The organism is Candidatus Pelagibacter bacterium nBUS_36, from assembly GCF_051201215.1.
In the GTDB taxonomy this organism is placed as follows: domain Bacteria; phylum Pseudomonadota; class Alphaproteobacteria; order Pelagibacterales; family Pelagibacteraceae; genus Pelagibacter.
In genome coordinates this window covers 141,208-159,742 of sequence record NZ_CP172839.1, presented here as the reverse complement: position 1 = coordinate 159,742, position 18,535 = coordinate 141,208, and the positions used below count along the sequence as shown (strand labels likewise).

The following is an 18,535-nucleotide window of genomic DNA, read 5'->3' as shown; positions in this document are numbered from 1 at the left end:
ATTTTTGTCCATCATATATTAATTATTTAATTTAGAAAAAAATAAATAGCTATTTTTTTTGTTAACTTTTATTTTATTATAACTACAAATAAAAGGGATATCCCAACATAAACGTCCTTGCCAACCATTTTTATTATTTTGAATATCAGGACGATATACTGATATAAATTTATTTTTACTAGAATTATCTATAAAAAATTTATTATCTATTTTTTCAATTCCCAAAAAAACATGTTTTTTATCTAAAATTCTTAAAATATTTTTGGAAAAATTAAATGATAATGAAATAATTACTAAGATCATAAATATTTTAATTGAAAATTTTTTATTAATATACGATTCAAAAGAGATTAAGAACAAGAAGGTTAAAAAATATGGTATTGCAAATCTATAAACAGGTGAAAATTTTAGCCAGAAAATAAAGCTTATAAAAATAAATAAGTATAAAAAAATTTTATATTTAAAAACTAACTCTATTTTATTTTTTTCTTTCTGTAATAAGACTATTAGCAATATAATTGGAACCAACATGGTAAAAATATTTACAATGATTTGAGAATAATTCCTGGCGAACCAAAAAGGTAACCAATTAAAATTAATCAAATAATCATTTTTTGAAAATACATTTCCAGAAGATGAATAACTTTTATTTATTAATTCAAGGTTTTCTCTTACTAGAAGAAAGTCATAATTAAACCAACCAACTTCTAGACAAGTAAATTTTGAAGGGAAAAAAAAACATCCCGTATAAAAAAATTGTTGAATAAAAAAGACAAGACCTAATATAAATATAAATATAAATTTTAATTTGAATAATTTTTTTTTAAGTAATTTAAAATTTATGCAAAATAAATAAAGAGGTAATAAAAAAATTGGAATTACACTAAACTTTATTAATATGGCAAAAACAGCAAAGCTAAAACAATAAAAAAAATAAAAATATTTTTCTTCTCTTATTTCAGTTTCTGAATATCTTAAAAAATATAATATTGTTAATACTGAGAATATGATAGCAGGTATATCGTTTCCATACTCAGATATTCTTGTAAATTTTAGAATAAAATAAAATAGACAAATTATTAAAAAATAAGTACTTGAATTTTTTTTAAATGATGTAAAAATTTTTTTTAAACTAAAAATAATGAATATAGAATATATTAAAAAAGCAGGCAATGTTAGAAAATTAAAATTATTATTTGGCAGAGAAAATATTGAAACTGTATTTAGCCAAATTGAATTATGAGTGAACGCTATATTAGAATTTGCCAAACCAAAAATAATTTTTTTTTCCATCATAGATAGGACATATGGTAAATGATAATATCCAAAATCTTCATGATATTTTTGACTTATCAAGATTGGCACTAATATTAAAAATAATATCAAATATAAATAATTATTTTTAAAAAATTTAGGTAAGTTAAAATTAAAATTTTTAATAAATAACAATAAACCTGTTAGTAAAATCGTAAAACTAACATAAAAATTAATTTTTATAAAAAAATGAGTAATAGTAATTAAAAAGCTAATAACTATAAATCCAAAAAAAATATTTACAAAAAAATTACTTTGTGTCCAATTAACCAAAATTTGACCATACCCCGCCAAAGACAAAAGGATTATACTGGAGATTATTAAAAGAAATATTATTTCTAAGATTATCATTATTTATATTGCTAAAGTTATAGATCAAACTTACATTTTTTATTTTTTTAATCTAGTAATCTTGTATGTATATTAATTTAATCAATCTTATTATAAATGTTTCTTTACAGAAATTTAAATATAGTTAGTTGCTTAAGTTTATATAAATCCAAAATGTAATCAATTTTTGATTAATTTTCCTTTTTCTAGAGAATAAATTACATCACATTTATTTAAATTTTCACGATTGTGTGAAATTATAATTATTGTTTTTTTTAATTTCAATTTACAAATATTTTCAATAATTATTTTTTCATTTTCTTCATCAAGTGCGTTTGTCGCTTCATCAAAAATTAAAATTTCTCTATCTAAATAAATTGACCTTGCAATTGTAATTCTTTGTTTTTGACCGGAAGAAAGTTTTTTAAATGTTAAGCCTGTATCTGTTTCTATTCCATTTGGTAATTCGTTAAGCATTTTATCTAATCTTGCAAATTTAATAGCCTCATCAAGATTTTTAATTGAGATTTTAGACTCAGAACCAAAGATAATATTATCTTTTATAGTACCATTTAACAAAAAAGTATCTTGAGAAGTTATATTGAAAAAATTTTGATATTTTCTTGCATCATTTAAATTTTCAACCTCCACATTATCAATAAATATTTGACCACTAGAAGGTTTAATTAGTCTGGTTAATAAATTTACAAATGTTGATTTCCCAGAGCCACTTTCTCCATAAATACCGATTAGATCATTTTTATTAATTCTAAAATTAAAATCTTTTAAAATCTTTTTTTCTCCATCATATGAAAATGAAATATTTTTGAATTTAATATTATCATTAAAAGTTATGATTTTATTATCATTTATTTTATCATAGTTGTTATCATCAAAAAAAATATTTTGTTTTTTTAAATTTGAATACTCCTCTATAATTGGAATTGATGGCTTTCCATATTTAATTTGCTGATATGATGTAAAAATTTTATTGAACGATGGAACAAGTCTATAGGCAACAGCAACATAAAATGTCAATGTTATTATGATTTCTTCACTAGCACTACCAATAAATCGCATTGATAATATAATCATTATCAAAACTAAAATTATAAATTGTTCTAATATGGCTTTTGGAAGTGTTGCTACAACTGAATTTTTTGAATCTATATTTTTTAAATTCTCTAACGGGATATTAATATTATCTAAAATTCTTTTAATCTTACCTAATATAAATATTTCTTTGATTCCATGTATAAGATTAAAGTTTAAATTAAAAATTTTTTCATTACTAACAATCCTCTCATTCGACCATAATTTAATTGACTTATTAATTTTCTTTAAAATAAGAGCAGCTAAAATAAATACTGGAACAATATAAATGATACCATTTGCATAACCTGAATAGATTACTAAAATAATAATCGCAAAAGATATAAAAATTTCTATTACAAGAATGATTATTGGCCTCACTATATTTGCTGCATAATTTTCTACTTCTAAAAAAGTTTGATGGAATATTTTTCCCATACCTTTTTGTACAAAAAATAAATAGTCTTGATGAAGTATTTTACCTAGTAGGTTTTTATACATATTAGATCTAAATGAATAAACAAATTTATATGTCAGTTGATTGGTGAAAATAATAATCAAATTTTTAAAGAGAAAAATTGAAAATAAAACTGTACAAAAAACATAAATTATATGTTCCTTTTTTGAAATGTTACCAATATCAATATAATTTGAAATAATTTCAATATTTTTAAGAGCCTCAGGATTTAACAAAAAAGTGACAAATGGTATTACAGCCGCAATTCCCATCATTTCTAAAATACTTTGAATTAATGAAAAAAAGATAATTATAAAAAAGGATAATTTGGTGTTATAATTTAGGTATTTCCATAAATTAGCAAAAATTTTCACTTAATAATCCTGATAAAACTTTTAATATTTAATAATATTTTTTAATTGTTTTAGTAATTCATTTTCATTTTGTTTATCATAGTTTAAACGTAAATTTTGATAATATTTTATAAAATTAGTATTCTTCTTCATTTTACTATTTACTAAAAAAATCTCATTATTATATTTTTTCTTAGATTCCTTCTTATCAACTATTGTTTCATGTAATTTTTCACCAGGTTGCAAACCAATTACGCTATATTTAAACTTATAATTGGGATTTATTCTTGATTTAATTCTGGCAAGATTTCTTGCTAAATTTAAAATATTCAATGGTTTTCCCATATTTAAAACAAAGATATCTTTTTTGGATTTAATTTCTGTCGTTTGAAGCACTAAATGACAAGCTTCAAGAATAGTCATAAAATATCTTGTAGCTCTAATGTCAGTTAAATTGATTGGATTATTTGTATTTATTTGTTCTAAGAAATTGTTTATAGCAGACCCAGAGCTACCAAACACATTGCCAAACCTTACTATATTAATAAAATTTTTGTTATTTTTGACTTTATTAAAATGTTGACAAATTTTTTCTGCTACTCTTTTTGAGTAACCCAATATCGACTTAGGATTTGCCGCTTTATCAGTTGATATCAAAACCATGTCACAAAAATATTTTTTAGATAAAATGCACAAATTATATGTAGCAAAAATATTGTTTTTAACAGCAGAAAAAATATTTTTTTCTAAAATATTTACATGTTTGTAAGCAGCAGCGTGAAAGATTATATCAATTTTTTCTTTTTTTATTATTTTTTCTAAAAAATTTATATTATTAATATCTAGAAGTTTAAATATTATTTTTTTATCACCAATCTTATTTTGTAAATTATAAATAGCTAATTCAGATTTATCTAATGCTATTACTTTTTTTACTTTTTGTTGTATTAGTTGTCTGCAAATTTCTGATCCTATAGTGCCTCCAGCCCCTGTAACTAAAATTTTTTTATTAACTAATTTTTTAATTTTTTTTATCTTAATTTGATCTCTATCCAAAATATTATTTATTTCATCGATCTTAAGATCATTAAAATTTATTTGATCAGATACTAAGAATTTTTTTTCTGGTAAAAAACGAACATCAAAAAAATTTTTTTTTATTTTTTTCAATATTTTTATTTGAGATTTTTTTTTTAAAGATGGTATAGTCAAATAAACTCTTTTAATTTGAGAATGTTCTTTAATTTTTAAAAGGTTTTCATAACTAATTACAGGTATTTCATTTATCAAAGAATTTTGTAATTTTAGATTATCATCAACAAAACACAAAACATCTTCATTATTCTTTTTTAATTCATTAAGAATTTGTTTTCCAGAATATCCAGCTCCATAAATTACTACTCCTGTTTTTATATAATTATTTTTTTTTTCATAGACAAATGATTGTAATTTAATATTTTTTTTTAATTTAAGTTCTTTTTTCATATAATAATCAATATTTTTAAATTTATAATTTCCTATTTGTGAGATGAGATTTTTGGTGTTAGCAATTGAATTTTGAATTTCTTCAATCTTATTTATTTTTATAAGCTTTTTTATTGGTATTTTAGCTAAATTTACAATGTCTTTTATTAGATAACCATTACCAGTTCCTATGTCATAAACTCCTTTAATGAATTTTTTATTTATAAAAAAACTATAAATTTTTCCAACGTCATCTAAATGAATAAAATCTCGAAGGGATAGCCCTTGATTAATAAGTGTTATTTTTGTTCGATTTTTTTTAGCCCTTATAATTTTCTCTATAAAAGAAAAATTATCAGCATGATATCCAAATGTATTAAATATTCTCATTATATAGTAGTCTTTGTTTTCTCTAAATGCATAGTTTATGATTATTTTTTCTGCTGCTAATTTAAATACAGAATACAATTCTCGATTAAAATGATCTTTTTTAGGATCACTAATATTTTCTGCAATTCTATATACAGATGCACTACTCGTATAAATAATTTTATTAATTTTATTACTAGGTATTTTTTCAAGTAATAATATTATTTTTTCTAAAGATAAATTGCAGAAGGTTTGATAATTATTCTTATTGAGATCATTTAATAGTCTGGAAGGATAAAAATTATTTAAAATTAAATTTATTTTTTTATATTTATTTATCTCATTATTTATTTTATTTATATTTAACTCATTTGCAGAGATGATAGCTGTATTTTTAAGATACCGATTACAAATTTTTGAAACTGAACTATTTTGGCCTATAATAATGTTCTTAATCATTAATTCTGAAAGTTAAAATTATTAAAATATAAAATAATAAAAATATTAAAAAAATTATATAAAAATTTAAGCTTGTATATAAAAAAAGTATAATTGGAAATACAGAAATTATTACAAGAATTAAATTTGTATAAAATAAAGAGAATTTTTTAATCAATAAGTGATGAATATGATTTCTATCACCTAAGAAAGTATTTTTACCTTTTGTTGCTCTTACAAAGGTCAAACGAACCAAATCTATTCCTGGTAGAAGTAGTAGAAAAAAAATTTCATCTGCAAAGACAATATTTTTTTCAACATTATATTCATATATAAATGAAACTGACACTATTATTCCTAGAAGAAAAATACCGCTATCCCCTAAAAATAATTTATTTTTAAGATTTAAAAATAAAACAAATATAATAAAAAAAATACTATATAAATAGAAAAAATTCATTCCACTTTTAAAAAAAAGATAAGAAAAAATTATGATAAAATTAATACACGACTGACCATTAATCCCATCATAAAAATTTAATGAATTAATTAAGATTAAAATACAAAATAGCGTAAAAAATATAGAAAAATTTTCAAAAAAAATATTTTTTTCTATAAAAGATAAAGATATAAAATTTATAATTAAATTTTCATTTAATAATAAAGATAAAAAAATTACAATTGATAAAAAAAATAATTTCTTATTTGGATTTAATTTATATTTATCATCATATAAACCTATAAAAAATAAGCTTAAAAACAATATTAAAATTGAGATAAATTCCCGAATACTAAAATTTAAATATTCAGTTGAAATAAATTGATCGAATAAGTTAATTTGAAAATAAAAATAAATAAAAAAATTAATTAATAAAATTATACCACCTAGAATTGGAGTTTTTTTTTTATGTAATTTTAGTTTTTTATCAGGCAAATCATAAATATTGAAAAATCTTACAAATTTTTCAATATTTAAAAAAATTATTGTATTTAAACTAATAAGTATCAAAAATAGCATTATCATTATTTATAAACTTTCTTATAACTATAAAAATAGATTCCTAATAAATAATAATTATTTATTGAAAGCCAATTATTGAAAAAATTTCCACCTGGTAAAAATGGGAATAAGCTGACAAATAATCCTATTGATACAATTAAAAAGCAATTTTTATCTTTTAAAAGTTTATCTTTTTTTATACAGGAATAAGCTTTTATAATTAAAAAAAGTAGGCCACAAAAATAAAAGATAAACCCCACAATACCTGTCTCTGATATAATTTGAATTACAATATTGTGTGGATGAGTTGAACATATCCCTATTTTTGGTTCATATTTTACACTTCTACAATAATATCTAAAGCCCTTGGGACCAGCTCCAAAAATTGGCTGATTTAAAAATAAATTATATGCAAGTTTATAATGACCAGTATGATCATTTGAAAATATTTGGATATTTTTAGTTATATTTTCTCTAATAGTTGGTAATTCCTCATTTGCTAAGTCTATTTTATTATCCAGAATTAAATTATTTGTAATTTGATTAAATGTTTTTACAAATAATCTATTAAAAGGATCAGATTTACCTATATTAATAGTTGCTGACAACGCAATGAACACAGCTAGTAAAGTTATTGATATTAACAATATTTTTCTTATCTTGGCTACAAGAAATACAACTAAAAATAAAAAGATGCACATTAACGCAAAAGAGGTCCTTTCACCCGAAAGGTATATGCAAATAAAATATAAACTAAAAAAAACTACTAAATAGTTTTTATTTTTACTAATATTAAGCTCTAAATAAAAAATTACCCACAGAACTACAAAAAGCAACTTAAGTAAAAAGCTTCCTAAAATTAATTCAGAACCAAATACACTGGATATTCTATTGCTTAATATTTTATAACCTAAAATATTTTCTCCAGACATATATTGAATAAATACGTCAAAAAAAATAAAACTAATAATTGAAAAGATTATTATCAGTAAATAATTATTTTTATTAAATATTTCTTTATTAAAGTAATCTAATATAAAAATCACTGATAAAGTAAAAATTGGATACCTTATATGAAAAAGTAAAGATGTTTTTAAATTATCATCTATTTTTATAAATGCACTAATTCCAATATAAATAGAGAAAATTAATAAAAAAATAAATTTTCCATTTCTTATTAATTCCAAACTTCTATTTTTATAAAAGAAAAATAAAGTCACTATCAACACTGTTATTTCTGTAATAGCAATTCCAATAATAAATGTGAAAGGTAATAATAGCAAAATATACCATAATAAATTTTGATTTAAAGATTTATACATTTAGAATATTTAAAAGCTCTTTTTGAAAATTTTTTTTTGTAGGTAGTATATTTTTTTCCATATCATTTTTTATTTTCTTAAAATTATTAATTATAAAATTAATTTTTTTTTTTAAACAAAGTACATTTCTGTCACAAACAAAAATACCTTTATAATCTAGTTTTGTATGCTTAATATTCTTAAAAATTATAACAGGTCTTTTTCTAGCTAAACTCTCTAGGATTACTTTTGGAGCACCCTCAGTGTATGAAGGTAAAACAAATATATTATGGGAGTCATACAGTTTAATTAATTTTTTTTTTTCTGTTACCTCATTTAGAAAATTAATATTTTTATTTTTAGATATTTTAGAATTTATTCCACCCACAATTGAGAGTTTAAATTTAAAATCAAAATTTTTAGTTAAATTTAGTAATGAATAAATACCTTTTTCCTTTTTGATTCTTCCTATATATAATAATCTCGGAAAATCTAATTTAGCACTTTTTGATTTACTAAACCATATTTGATCTAATTCGGATGGTGTTATTAAAAATTTTATTTTTTTAGATATTATTTTTTTTGAAACTGAAATAACTTTTAAGCTATTCTCAATATATTTTAACATTATTGAGTATATAAAAGACCCTATTAATCCAATTTTGCTAGCATATTCTTTATGACCATTGCTTCTTAAATAAACATAGCCTTTATTACTTTTTGTAAAAAATTTTATAAGGATAAAAAAAAATAAATTTCTTGGTGTAATTGAAATCATAAATATTTTTAATTTTTTATTTTTTAATGAAAATAATAATTTAAAATTTATTTTTGTTATTTTGTTTTTAATATTTAAAGCAAAGTTTTTTTTATTTTTTGAGTTATTAGAAAGTAATAAAATATTAAAACTATTTTGGATAGCTTCAATAATATTTATAGTGTCATTATTGCTTGTTGATAATTTTTTTTTACTTAGAAATATTTTATCATTCGAGATTAAAATAATTTCTCTCATTTTTTTAAGAATTTAAAAAATTTTTTTGGTAAAAAGAATAGTATTAAAAATTTTATTTTTTCAATAATCACAACATGTCGTAAGATTTTTTTAAGTAATAATAAATTTTTTTTTTTATTTAATAAACAGGATGTTATTTCAAGATAGTCTAGTTTATTTTTAAAAAATTTAATATTTTTTTTAAATTTAATATCATTTTTATTAATATTATTTTCTTCAAACCATTTTTTATATTCTTCAAAAAACATTTTGCTATGAAGTTTGCTAAAATTATCATCATGAATTCTATAATTAATTAATGGTAAATTAACCCCATGTCCATTAGAGAATTTTGAAATTTTCATCATAAAATCATAATCACCTATAATATTAAATTTGTCGTCAAAAAATCCATGTTCTAAAAAAAGTTTTTTTTTGAAGATTACTCCACTGATTATAATAAAATAATCTTTTGATAATTGGTCAAATATTTTTCCTTGGGGCAACTTATATTTTCTATATATTTTTGTATTACTTTTTTTTTCATAATATAAATTAATATTACTATAAAAATAATCATAATAAGAATCTGAAAATAAATTTGCTCTTGATGAAATGTAATTTTTTTCCCACCAGTCATCGGAATCTAAAAAAGCAATTAGATCTCCACTAGTTTTTGATATTGCTTGATTTCTAGCTTTATACAAAGTTTCTTTTTTTTTGCTAAAAAAATATATTATCCTATTATCTTTATATTTTGTTACAATTTTTTTTGAATTATCATCTGAACAATTATCCCATAATATGACTTCTAAATTTTCATACTCTTGATTTAAAACACTTTCTAAACATTGACTCAAAAATTTTTCTCCATTATGAAAATTTATTATAACACTAACCTTTTTATCCATTTTTTTTATAATAATTAACAGTTTTTAATAAACCTAAATTTAATTTAATTTTAGGTTTCCAATTTAATATTTTTTTAGCTTTTGTAACATCTGGATAAAGACTAGAAATCTCATCTTTTCTTAATTTAATTTTTCCAAATTGTGGCCTACCGCTTCCCACTAATCTACATATTTTCAATATGATTTTTTTTATTTGAACAGGTTGTCCTGAGCCAATATTGAAAATATTTCCACAGACTTTATTAGTTTTAAGTGTTTTAATAATCGCATCTGTAACATCATCTATGTGTACAAAATCTCTAAGTTGTAAACCGTCTGAACAATTAAAATTCTCATTCTTTATTGCATTTAAAATTGTTATTGGAATTACTCTATTTGCATCTTGTCCTGGTCCATATACCAAATACAACCTTAAGATAACTGCAGGAAATTTAAATTTTCTATGTAAGTTTAATAAGTGTTTTGTGCTCAACAATTTAGCTTTCCCATATGCAGAAAACGTTTTTTGTTTGTTAATATTTTTTTCTATTTGTGGAGATCTTATTTTTCCATATTCTATACTTGATCCTACTTGAACAAACTTTTTAATTTTTGATTTTAAAAAAAACTCTGAAATTTTTTTGCAGCCATAATAATGGCTTTTAATAGTTTTAATTTTTTTTGAATGATCAACATATCCAGCCAAATTGACTACATAATCATAATTTCTTTTTATCTTATTTTTTATTTTTTTTTTTGAGGAAATGTCTGCAATTAAATATTTTACTTTTTTTAATTTTCTTACTTTCTTTGGCCTATTTGAAGATAAACTTGAAACCTTCCAATTTAATTTTATACATTTCTTTGCTAAATGATAACCTATAAAACCTGTTCCACCAGTAATTAAGATTTTTTTAGTCAATATGCTCTTTGTTTTTAATTTTACTTTCTAATATTTCTTTGTCTCTTAAAGTATCCATGCATTGCCAAAATCCATAATGTTTATAAGCAACAAGTTGATTTTTTTTTGTAATATTTTTTAGAGGCTCTTGCTCTAAATAAGTATCATCATTTTTAATATATTTTAAAAATTTTGGATCCATTACAAAAAAACCTCCATTTATCCATCCCTCATCAAGGTTATTTTTCTCTCTAAAATATTTAACTGTATCTTTGACAATTTTAATAGCACCAAATCTAGCAGGTGGTCTAACTGCTGTGACTGTAACTAATTTTTTTTTCTTATTATGGAAATTTACCAAATTTTTTATATTTACATTTGATAAACCATCTCCGTAAGTTGCAATAAAAGTTTTATCTAAATATTTTGTTAATCTCTTTATCCTTCCTCCAGTCATTGAATCTTTTCCAGTAAATATACATTTCACTTTTATATCTTTTTTTAATTTACAGTTTTGAAAATATTTTTTAATCTGATTACCTTTATAGCCTGTAGCTATATAAAACTCATTAAAACCATACGAAACAAAATGATCAACTATTCTATGTATAATTGGTTTACCAATAATTTTAATCATTGGCTTGGGTATTACTTTTGTTAATTCAGAAATCCTTGTACCTAATCCACCAGCTAAAATAACTATTTTCAATTTTCTTTATTTGTTGTTTTTTTGTACTATTTTTTCAAATTCTTTGATTTGATTAATAGAATATTTATACATGTTAATTTTTTTTTTATCCAAGAAACATTTATACCAATTAATTACCAGATCAATAGTTTGATTTGCGTTAAGATAGCATTTCCATTTAATTATTTTAAATGCTTTTGTACTATTAAGTTTTAATAATTTTGACTCATACTCGTTTTTTTTAATCTTTACTATTTTCCAGTTAAGAATATCCCACTTACTCTTTATTTTACTCACCAATTCAATAACAGTAATTGAACTTTTATTATTGGGTCCAAAATTAAAAGCATTACCATTTATATTTTCATTTTTTTTTTGTTTAAGTGCTAATAACATGTAGCCATAAATGGCTTCAAAAACATGCTGCCAAGGTCTTGTTGAGTTTGGAAATCGGATTAATAATTTTTTTTTATTTTTAATTGATTTTATACAATCTGGAATTAGTCTGTTCTCTGACCAATCCCCTCCACCAATAACATTTCCTGCTCTAGCAACAGATATCTTTAAATTTTTGTTTTTAATTAAAAAACTATTGAAATATGATTTAATTATTAATTCCGCACAGGCTTTTGAAGCGCTATAAGGATCATGCCCACCCAAAAGATCGTCTTCTTTATAACCTCTACTTAATTCTAGATTTTTATAAGATTTATCACTCGTAATTATAACAACTGAGCAAATCTTTTTGGTTTTATAATCTTTCAATACATCAAGTAAAGTTAATGTTCCAAAAGAATTAGTTTCAAAAGTGAGTGAGGGTTTAACGTAAGATTTTTTTACTAAAGATTGAGCTGCTAAATGAAATATATAATCAGGTTTATGAGTATTAATTAATTTTTGTAGTTTTATTTTATTTTTAATATCAAAAATCTGGTGATTTATTTTTTTTTTTAATTGATTAGACTCAAAGTTAGATGGTTTTGTAGGTATGCTATCAGAAATTCCAATTATTTTTGCCCCTAGATGAAGTAACCAAATTGTGAGCCAAGACCCTTTGAAGCCTGTGTGTCCAGTGATGATGACTTTTTTTCCTTTAAAATTTGACAGTAAATTAATCATCGAATTTTTTTTTCCAATATTTCTTTATAATAGTAAAAATAAATTATACCAATAAAAAGCATTATTGTTTTAATTAGATATAGTCCAAAAATAATTTTTGAGAAATTTTGATATTGAAAAATTATTTCTAAAAAAATTAAAAAACAAACTGGGTCAACCGTTCTAGCACGATCATCCATAAAGTTTCTTATGAATAAAACAGCAAAACTTTTTTTTTTTTAATATTATTATCCACTTCATTTTTTTTGATATCAAAATTTATTTCATCATTTAATAATTCATGAAATAATTGGTGATAAGAAAATAATTTAAAGTCAATAATTTTTAAAAATAAAATTATTATAGTTAAAAATAAGTAGATATTATTATTTGAATTATTGTAGCAATATATGCCTAAAGAGGAAATCAAACTAAGTGTTCCTATATGAGACCCCCAAGTATCTAATATATGGCCAATTGAAGAAGTTTGATTTTTCATTCTAGCTATTAGCCCATCTGTCCAATCAATAGAGCCTTTTAAAAAAAAAATTACCAATCCAGAAATAATTAATACATCCGAATTAGTTGTCAGAAGTATTCCTGCAACAATTCCACTAATACAATAAATTAATGAAATATGATTTGCTGTTAGAGAGGTATATTGAAAAAAAAAAGCAAAAATTGTAGACAATTCAATATAAACTCTTGCTTTTAAACAGCTATAAGGACTTTTTTTCCAGTCATAAATATTGAAGTCAAAATTTATATTTCTTTTTTTTCTATCTTCATAATTCTTTGTTCTTAAATCTAAATATTTAATCATTTAAAATTTTCCTTATATCATTTTTAGTTAGCATGACAGGATTGTTTTTAAGTCTTAGTGTATTGACTTGATTTAAAATTTTATCAGAACTTGCACTTATATTGATGCCCAATTTTGTAAAAGAGTCAGATAAATTTGCTTGATATTTAATATATCTTATTTTTTGACACAACTCATTAATATTTTTTACCTTAAACAACTTAAAAATTGTTTTATATCTGTTGTTTAAATTAAAACTTGATAAGGAACGATTTAAATTTAAATAATTAAATAATAAAAATTTTTCAAAAGTAAGTGAAACAGCATGTCCATGGCTAATGCCAAACATCGAACTAAAAGGATACGAAACTGCGTGAGGTGCTGTTGTCTTAGATATGTTGATGGCTTTACCAGCGAGATTTGATGATATCAACATTTTATTTGAATTTTCTAAATTTGGTTTTTTTATAAATGGTAAATAGCTTGTTAAAGATAATTCTAAAGATTTTTTTGCGTAATATAAGCTAGTTTTATTGGACTTAATTGATATCAATGATTCCACAGATTGTGCTATCGCGTCAAATCCTGCTGAAGATTTTAGAGTTTTTGGATTTTTAATGATTAAGCTTGGAAAAAGAAAATAATGATCAGGTATTAATAGTGAGTTTTCTACAGAATATTTTATACCTTTAATATATATCACTGCGTTAGAAGTAACTTCTGCACCAGCTCCTGCTGTTGTAGGCAAAGCAATTAAAGGATAAATTTTTTTCTTAGATATATTTTCATATCTTAATAATTTTTTATTTAAGTCTTTAACAAGTCTATAATCAAAAATACTTACAATTTTTGAATAATCAATTACTGCTCCACCCCCAATTGACAAAATAATATCAGGTTTAAAGTTATTAACTTCTTTTAAAATTAAATATAATTCAGATAGTTCTGGAAATTTTGATTTTTTAAAAAAAAATTTAAGAGATTTATTTTTTGAAAATTTAATTAATAAATTAGCTTTTGACTTATAAAAAGAATTTTCTCCAGTAATAATAAATATCTTTTTAAACTTTTTATTGTTTATCAACTTATTAAAATCTGATAATTTTGAACTTTTAATCAAATTCATTTTTGAGTTATTTCATAAAATTTTTTTTTATCTCAATAAAATCTTTTGGTCTTCCTAATAAGGAATTATTATTAAAACTAGACATTTTTATTTCTAAAAAAGATCTTTTTTTAGAAGCTAAAAATAAATTTAATTTATAATTTAAGTCTTTTTTATTTTTAATTAAGTAATATTTTTCAAATTTAAACTCTTTAATAATTCTCTCTAAATTTATTTTTGATAGATTGGTTTTTTGTCCTCCAACTGATTCATGAGAGTCATTATTAAGTAAAATATATTTAAAATTTTTTTTTGATTGTTGTCCTATTGTAAAAATACTTCCTAAGTGCATTAACATTGATCCATCACCATCTAAACATAAAACTTGTTTTTTTGAGAATAATGAATATCCCAATGCAATCATTGAACAATGACCCATGCCCCCTACAACATAAAAATTATTTTTTTTTTGCTTATTTGAGGATAAACGAAATAATTCACGAGAAATATATCCGGTTGAACTAATTATTTTAGTATTTCTAATTTTTGTAAGTAATTCTTTTATAATATAGTCTCTTTTTAAATCTCTAAAATTCTTATTTTTTTTAATAAAATATTTTTTATTCTCAATAAAAGTATTTTTTTTAATAAGGCAAGCAACTGGAACGTTATTTTTTTTAGAATAACTTAATAAGTTTGATAATTCTTTAAAACTTTTCTCATTATTAATAATACAATATTTAATTCCAGCAAGTTTTAAAAGGTTTTTTGTTATTTTTCCTTTAGTTAAATGTTGTGGTTCATCTTTCAAGCCAGGGGCACCTCTCCAACCGATTATTAGTAATGAAGGGATGGAATATACTTTTTTGTGCAAAATTGAAATTAGAGGATTTATAGCATTTCCTAAACCAGAATTTTGTAAATAAATTGCTGGTATTTTTTTGTTAGATAAATAATAACCTGAAGCAAGTGCAACTGCTGAGCCCTCATTGGTAGTTGGAATATGTTTAATTTTTTTATGTTCTATATATATACTAAATTCTTTTAAAATTGAGTCTGGAACTCCTGTAAAAAAACTTATTTCTCTTTTTTTTAAAAAATTAAAAAAATTTTCTAATTTAATCATTTTAATTGCAATATTATAGTTTATACCTATTACTAAGAGTTTCTAAAATATTTTAATTAAAAAGATATAAAAAAATATATAATTTATTTGTAATGACAAAATCAAAGACTGTATACGTTGCAATGTCTGCAGACCTAGTTCATCCTGGCCATTTAAATATTATTAATAGAGCATCAAAATTAGGAACATTAATAATAGGCTTGTTAACAGACAATGCAATCGCAAGTTATAAAAGAGTACCTGTAATGGAGTATAAAGACAGATTTAAAATAATATCTTCTATTAAAGGTGTTTCAAATGTTATCAAACAAGAAACTCATGATTATACAAACAATTTAAAAAAAATTAAGCCTGATTTTGTTGTGCATGGAGATGATTGGAAACAAGGTATACAGTCAAATGTTAGGAATAAAGTTATCAAAGAATTAAAAAAATGGGGAGGGAAATTGGTTGAATTTTCTTATACTAAAGGAATATCTTCCTCAAAGTTAATTTCGTTACATAAAGAAATTGGTACAACTCCTGATATAAGAAGAAAACAATTAAAAAGAATTTTATCAGCAAAAAAATTATCGAGATTTTTAGATATTCATAATGGTCTTAGTGGTCTTATAGTTGAAAATACCAAAGTGCAAATCAAAGGAAAAATTGAGGAATTTGATGGCATGTGGGGTAGCTCACTAACTAATTCAACTGCAAAAGGTAAACCAGATATTGAAGCTGTAGATTTTACTGAAAGATTACAATTATTAAATGAAGTTTTGGAAGTAACTACAAAACCAATAATTTACGATGGAGATACAGGTGGAAAGATAGAGCACTTTATTTTTACAGTTAAAACTCTTGAAAGACTTGGAGTATCTGCCATTATAATTGAGGATAAGATTGGATTAAAAAAAAACTCTTTATTTGGAACATCTGTAAAACAACAACAAGATACTCCATCATCATTTTCAAAAAAAATCAAAGCAGGAAAAAATGCGCAAGCTACAGATGAGTTTATGATTATTGCTAGAGTTGAAAGTTTAATTTTGAATAAGGGTATAAAAGATGCACTTCAAAGAGCTAAGAAATATATTAATGCTGGTGCAGATGGTATTATGATACATAGCAGAAGAAATAATCCCTCTGAAATTTTTGAATTTTGTAAATTTTATAATAAATTTAAAACTAGAAGACCGTTAGTAATTGTCCCTTCAAGCTTCAGCCAAGTTACAGAAGAAAAGCTTTCAAGAGCAGGTGCAAATATTGTTATATACGCAAATCATCTTTTAAGAAGTGTGTACCCAAATATGGTTGATACAGCAAAAAGTATTTTAAAAAATAAAAGAGCTTATCAAATTGAAAAAAAGCTGTTGTCTATAAAAGATATTTTAGAACTTATACCTGGGACTAAATAAAATAAATGTCCAAAAAAACTAATAAAGATTTCTGGAATGTATTTTATAAAAATAAGTTGGCAGTAAGCAAACCATCAAATTTTGCAGTTTTTGTTAAAGAATTTCTTAATAATTATTCTTCAACTATTGTTGACGTGGGATGTGGAAATGGAAGAGACTTGTTTTACTTTAAAAAAAACAAATTTGATATCATGGGAATAGACCTGAGTAAAAATGCAGTTTCCTTAATCAAAAAAGGATTGAAAGATACAAAAGATAAAAAAAAAATTATTCATTCTGATTTTGCTCGTTTTGATTACAAAAAGAATGTAAAAAAAAAGTTCTCAATTTATTCAAGATTTACATGGCATACGATAAATGAAAGAAGTGAGGTGGCTTTATTAAAAAAAATATCTAAAATTCCAAATTTAGAGTATATTTTTATTGAAACACGATCAGATAAAGATGAATTATGCGGAGTTGGAAAAAAAATAAGCAAAAACGAATTTGTAACAGATCATTACAGAAGATTTATCAATAAGAATAATTTAGTTAAAAAAATTAAGAAAAGTTTTAAAATAATTTACTTAAAAGAATCAAAAGGTTTTTCAAAATTTAAAAAAGAGGATCCATGCCTTATAAGATTAATAGCTATAAGAAAATCGATAAAAACTTAATCATATTAATTAATATCCTAAAAGAACATAAAATTAATTATTGGATATGTCATGGAACGTTATTAGGAATTATTCGTGATAAAAAACTTATACCTTGGGACCACGATATTGATATTGGTGTAATAGAAAATAAAATAAATCGTAAAACATTACCTATCATGCTCAAAAAAAAAGGATTTAAAGAAGTTAAGAAAACTTTTTTAAAAAATGATGGAATGCTCAAATTTATTAAAGAAGGTGGAAGGGAGGTGGATATAAATTTTTACCAAATTGACAGAGAAAATAAAACTGCTTATGTAAAATGGTATATTCCAAAAAATTTTTTGATGAGAACTATAGATGCTTTATCATTTGCAAAAAATTATAAGGGAAACTTTTCTAAAATGATAAATTTTTTTGGTTTCAGTGAAAAGTTTTTTTTAAAAATAAAAAAAAATCTAGTTATAAATAATTTATTTTACTCTCATGCTGGTTACTCACACAAAAAAGAATATGCTTTAAAATTAAAAAATTATGACTTTTGTGGACTAAAAATTAATGTCCCAGAGGATTTTAAAAGTTATTTAGAAGATTTATACGGAAAAAATTGGAGAATTCCTCTCAAAAACTATAATTGGATAAAACATAGTCCCTCTACAATTTTGTTAAATAAAAATGACTAAAAAATTTGGAAAAAGCATTAAAAAAGTTCTAAAAATTAATAATAAAATAAAAAATATCAATTTAAGAAAAGAGATACAGCAAATTTAAGCTACAA

16 protein-coding genes are annotated in these 18,535 nt (G+C 22.2%); 3 read left to right on the top strand and 13 right to left on the bottom strand.

Features of this window, described 5'->3' with window-relative positions; genetic code table 11:
• Positions 1-18: 18 nt before the first annotated feature.
• From ACIJYI_RS00810 to aepY, 13 genes are all read right to left on the bottom strand, one after another.
• Complete coding sequence (locus ACIJYI_RS00810; RefSeq protein WP_435114238.1) at positions 19-1,665, bottom strand: LIC_10190 family membrane protein; 1,647 nt, start codon at positions 1,663-1,665, stop codon at positions 19-21.
• 159 nt (positions 1,666-1,824) lie between these two features.
• A complete protein-coding gene (locus ACIJYI_RS00805; RefSeq protein WP_435114237.1) occupies positions 1,825-3,567 on the bottom strand; it encodes an ATP-binding cassette domain-containing protein in 1,743 nt (580 codons plus the stop codon).
• A 21-nt stretch (positions 3,568-3,588) separates the two neighbouring features.
• Positions 3,589-5,838, bottom strand: coding sequence for an SDR family NAD(P)-dependent oxidoreductase (locus ACIJYI_RS00800; RefSeq protein ID WP_435114236.1), 2,250 nt, complete (start codon positions 5,836-5,838; stop codon positions 3,589-3,591).
• Positions 5,831-6,835, bottom strand: a complete 1,005-nt coding sequence (locus tag ACIJYI_RS00795; RefSeq protein WP_435114235.1) for a hypothetical protein — start codon at positions 6,833-6,835, stop codon at positions 5,831-5,833. The genes ACIJYI_RS00800 and ACIJYI_RS00795 overlap by 8 nt, the downstream gene beginning before the upstream one ends.
• A gap of 5 nt (positions 6,836-6,840) precedes the next feature.
• Positions 6,841-8,139, bottom strand: a complete 1,299-nt coding sequence (locus tag ACIJYI_RS00790; protein WP_435114234.1) for an O-antigen ligase family protein — start codon at positions 8,137-8,139, stop codon at positions 6,841-6,843.
• Positions 8,132-9,133, bottom strand: coding sequence for a glycosyltransferase (locus ACIJYI_RS00785; RefSeq protein WP_435114233.1), 1,002 nt, complete (start codon positions 9,131-9,133; stop codon positions 8,132-8,134). The genes ACIJYI_RS00790 and ACIJYI_RS00785 overlap by 8 nt, the downstream gene beginning before the upstream one ends.
• Positions 9,130-10,023, bottom strand: a complete 894-nt coding sequence (locus tag ACIJYI_RS00780; RefSeq protein WP_435114232.1) for a glycosyltransferase — start codon at positions 10,021-10,023, stop codon at positions 9,130-9,132. Before ACIJYI_RS00780 ends, ACIJYI_RS00785 begins: the two co-directional genes overlap by 4 nt.
• Positions 10,016-10,924, bottom strand: coding sequence for an NAD-dependent epimerase/dehydratase family protein (locus ACIJYI_RS00775; RefSeq protein ID WP_435114231.1), 909 nt, complete (start codon positions 10,922-10,924; stop codon positions 10,016-10,018). The genes ACIJYI_RS00780 and ACIJYI_RS00775 overlap by 8 nt, the downstream gene beginning before the upstream one ends.
• Complete coding sequence (locus ACIJYI_RS00770; protein ID WP_435114230.1) at positions 10,917-11,612, bottom strand: sugar phosphate nucleotidyltransferase; 696 nt, start codon at positions 11,610-11,612, stop codon at positions 10,917-10,919. The genes ACIJYI_RS00775 and ACIJYI_RS00770 overlap by 8 nt, the downstream gene beginning before the upstream one ends.
• 6 nt (positions 11,613-11,618) lie before the next feature.
• Positions 11,619-12,710, bottom strand: coding sequence for a CDP-glucose 4,6-dehydratase (rfbG, locus tag ACIJYI_RS00765; protein WP_435114229.1), 1,092 nt, complete (start codon positions 12,708-12,710; stop codon positions 11,619-11,621).
• 187 nt (positions 12,711-12,897) lie between these two features.
• A complete protein-coding gene (locus tag ACIJYI_RS00760) occupies positions 12,898-13,512 on the bottom strand; it encodes a CDP-alcohol phosphatidyltransferase family protein (RefSeq protein WP_435114228.1) in 615 nt (204 codons plus the stop codon).
• Positions 13,505-14,617: an iron-containing alcohol dehydrogenase gene (locus tag ACIJYI_RS00755; protein WP_435114227.1), complete on the bottom strand. Its 1,113-nt coding sequence runs from the start codon at positions 14,615-14,617 to the stop codon at positions 13,505-13,507. Before ACIJYI_RS00755 ends, ACIJYI_RS00760 begins: the two co-directional genes overlap by 8 nt.
• A 7-nt stretch (positions 14,618-14,624) precedes the next feature.
• Positions 14,625-15,722, bottom strand: coding sequence for a phosphonopyruvate decarboxylase (gene aepY, locus ACIJYI_RS00750; RefSeq protein WP_435114225.1), 1,098 nt, complete (start codon positions 15,720-15,722; stop codon positions 14,625-14,627).
• 92 nt (positions 15,723-15,814) lie between these two features.
• Between aepY and aepX the strand changes: the two genes are divergently transcribed.
• The 3 genes from aepX to ACIJYI_RS00735 are packed head-to-tail and all read left to right on the top strand — an operon-like array spanning position 15,815 to position 18,440.
• On the top strand, positions 15,815-17,122 hold the full coding sequence (aepX, locus tag ACIJYI_RS00745) for a phosphoenolpyruvate mutase (protein ID WP_435114224.1): 1,308 nt from the start codon (positions 15,815-15,817) through the stop codon (positions 17,120-17,122).
• A gap of 5 nt (positions 17,123-17,127) precedes the next feature.
• On the top strand, positions 17,128-17,778 hold the full coding sequence (locus ACIJYI_RS00740) for a methyltransferase domain-containing protein (protein ID WP_435114223.1): 651 nt from the start codon (positions 17,128-17,130) through the stop codon (positions 17,776-17,778).
• Positions 17,733-18,440, top strand: a complete 708-nt coding sequence (locus ACIJYI_RS00735) for a LicD family protein (protein ID WP_435114222.1) — start codon at positions 17,733-17,735, stop codon at positions 18,438-18,440. Before ACIJYI_RS00740 ends, ACIJYI_RS00735 begins: the two co-directional genes overlap by 46 nt.
• The last annotated feature ends 95 nt before the right edge of the window (positions 18,441-18,535 follow it).

What these genes read in the sequence shown, in the direction of transcription:
- ACIJYI_RS00810 (WP_435114238.1), bottom strand. Translation starts at nt 1,665, where the DNA reads ATGATAATCTTAGAAATAATATTTCTTTTAATAATCTCCAGTATAATC.
- ACIJYI_RS00800 (WP_435114236.1), bottom strand. Translation starts at nt 5,838, where the DNA reads ATGATTAAGAACATTATTATAGGCCAAAATAGTTCAGTTTCAAAAATT.
- ACIJYI_RS00795 (WP_435114235.1), bottom strand. Translation starts at nt 6,835, where the DNA reads ATGCTATTTTTGATACTTATTAGTTTAAATACAATAATTTTTTTAAAT.
- ACIJYI_RS00790 (WP_435114234.1), bottom strand. Translation starts at nt 8,139, where the DNA reads ATGTATAAATCTTTAAATCAAAATTTATTATGGTATATTTTGCTATTA.
- ACIJYI_RS00785 (WP_435114233.1), bottom strand. Translation starts at nt 9,133, where the DNA reads ATGAGAGAAATTATTTTAATCTCGAATGATAAAATATTTCTAAGTAAA.
- ACIJYI_RS00780 (WP_435114232.1), bottom strand. Translation starts at nt 10,023, where the DNA reads ATGGATAAAAAGGTTAGTGTTATAATAAATTTTCATAATGGAGAAAAA.
- rfbG (WP_435114229.1), bottom strand. Translation starts at nt 12,710, where the DNA reads ATGATTAATTTACTGTCAAATTTTAAAGGAAAAAAAGTCATCATCACT.
- ACIJYI_RS00760 (WP_435114228.1), bottom strand. Translation starts at nt 13,512, where the DNA reads ATGATTAAATATTTAGATTTAAGAACAAAGAATTATGAAGATAGAAAA.
- ACIJYI_RS00755 (WP_435114227.1), bottom strand. Translation starts at nt 14,617, where the DNA reads ATGAATTTGATTAAAAGTTCAAAATTATCAGATTTTAATAAGTTGATA.
- aepY (WP_435114225.1), bottom strand. Translation starts at nt 15,722, where the DNA reads ATGATTAAATTAGAAAATTTTTTTAATTTTTTAAAAAAAAGAGAAATA.
- aepX (WP_435114224.1), top strand. Translation starts at nt 15,815, where the DNA reads ATGACAAAATCAAAGACTGTATACGTTGCAATGTCTGCAGACCTAGTT.
- ACIJYI_RS00740 (WP_435114223.1), top strand. Translation starts at nt 17,128, where the DNA reads ATGTCCAAAAAAACTAATAAAGATTTCTGGAATGTATTTTATAAAAAT.
- ACIJYI_RS00735 (WP_435114222.1), top strand. Translation starts at nt 17,733, where the DNA reads ATGCCTTATAAGATTAATAGCTATAAGAAAATCGATAAAAACTTAATC.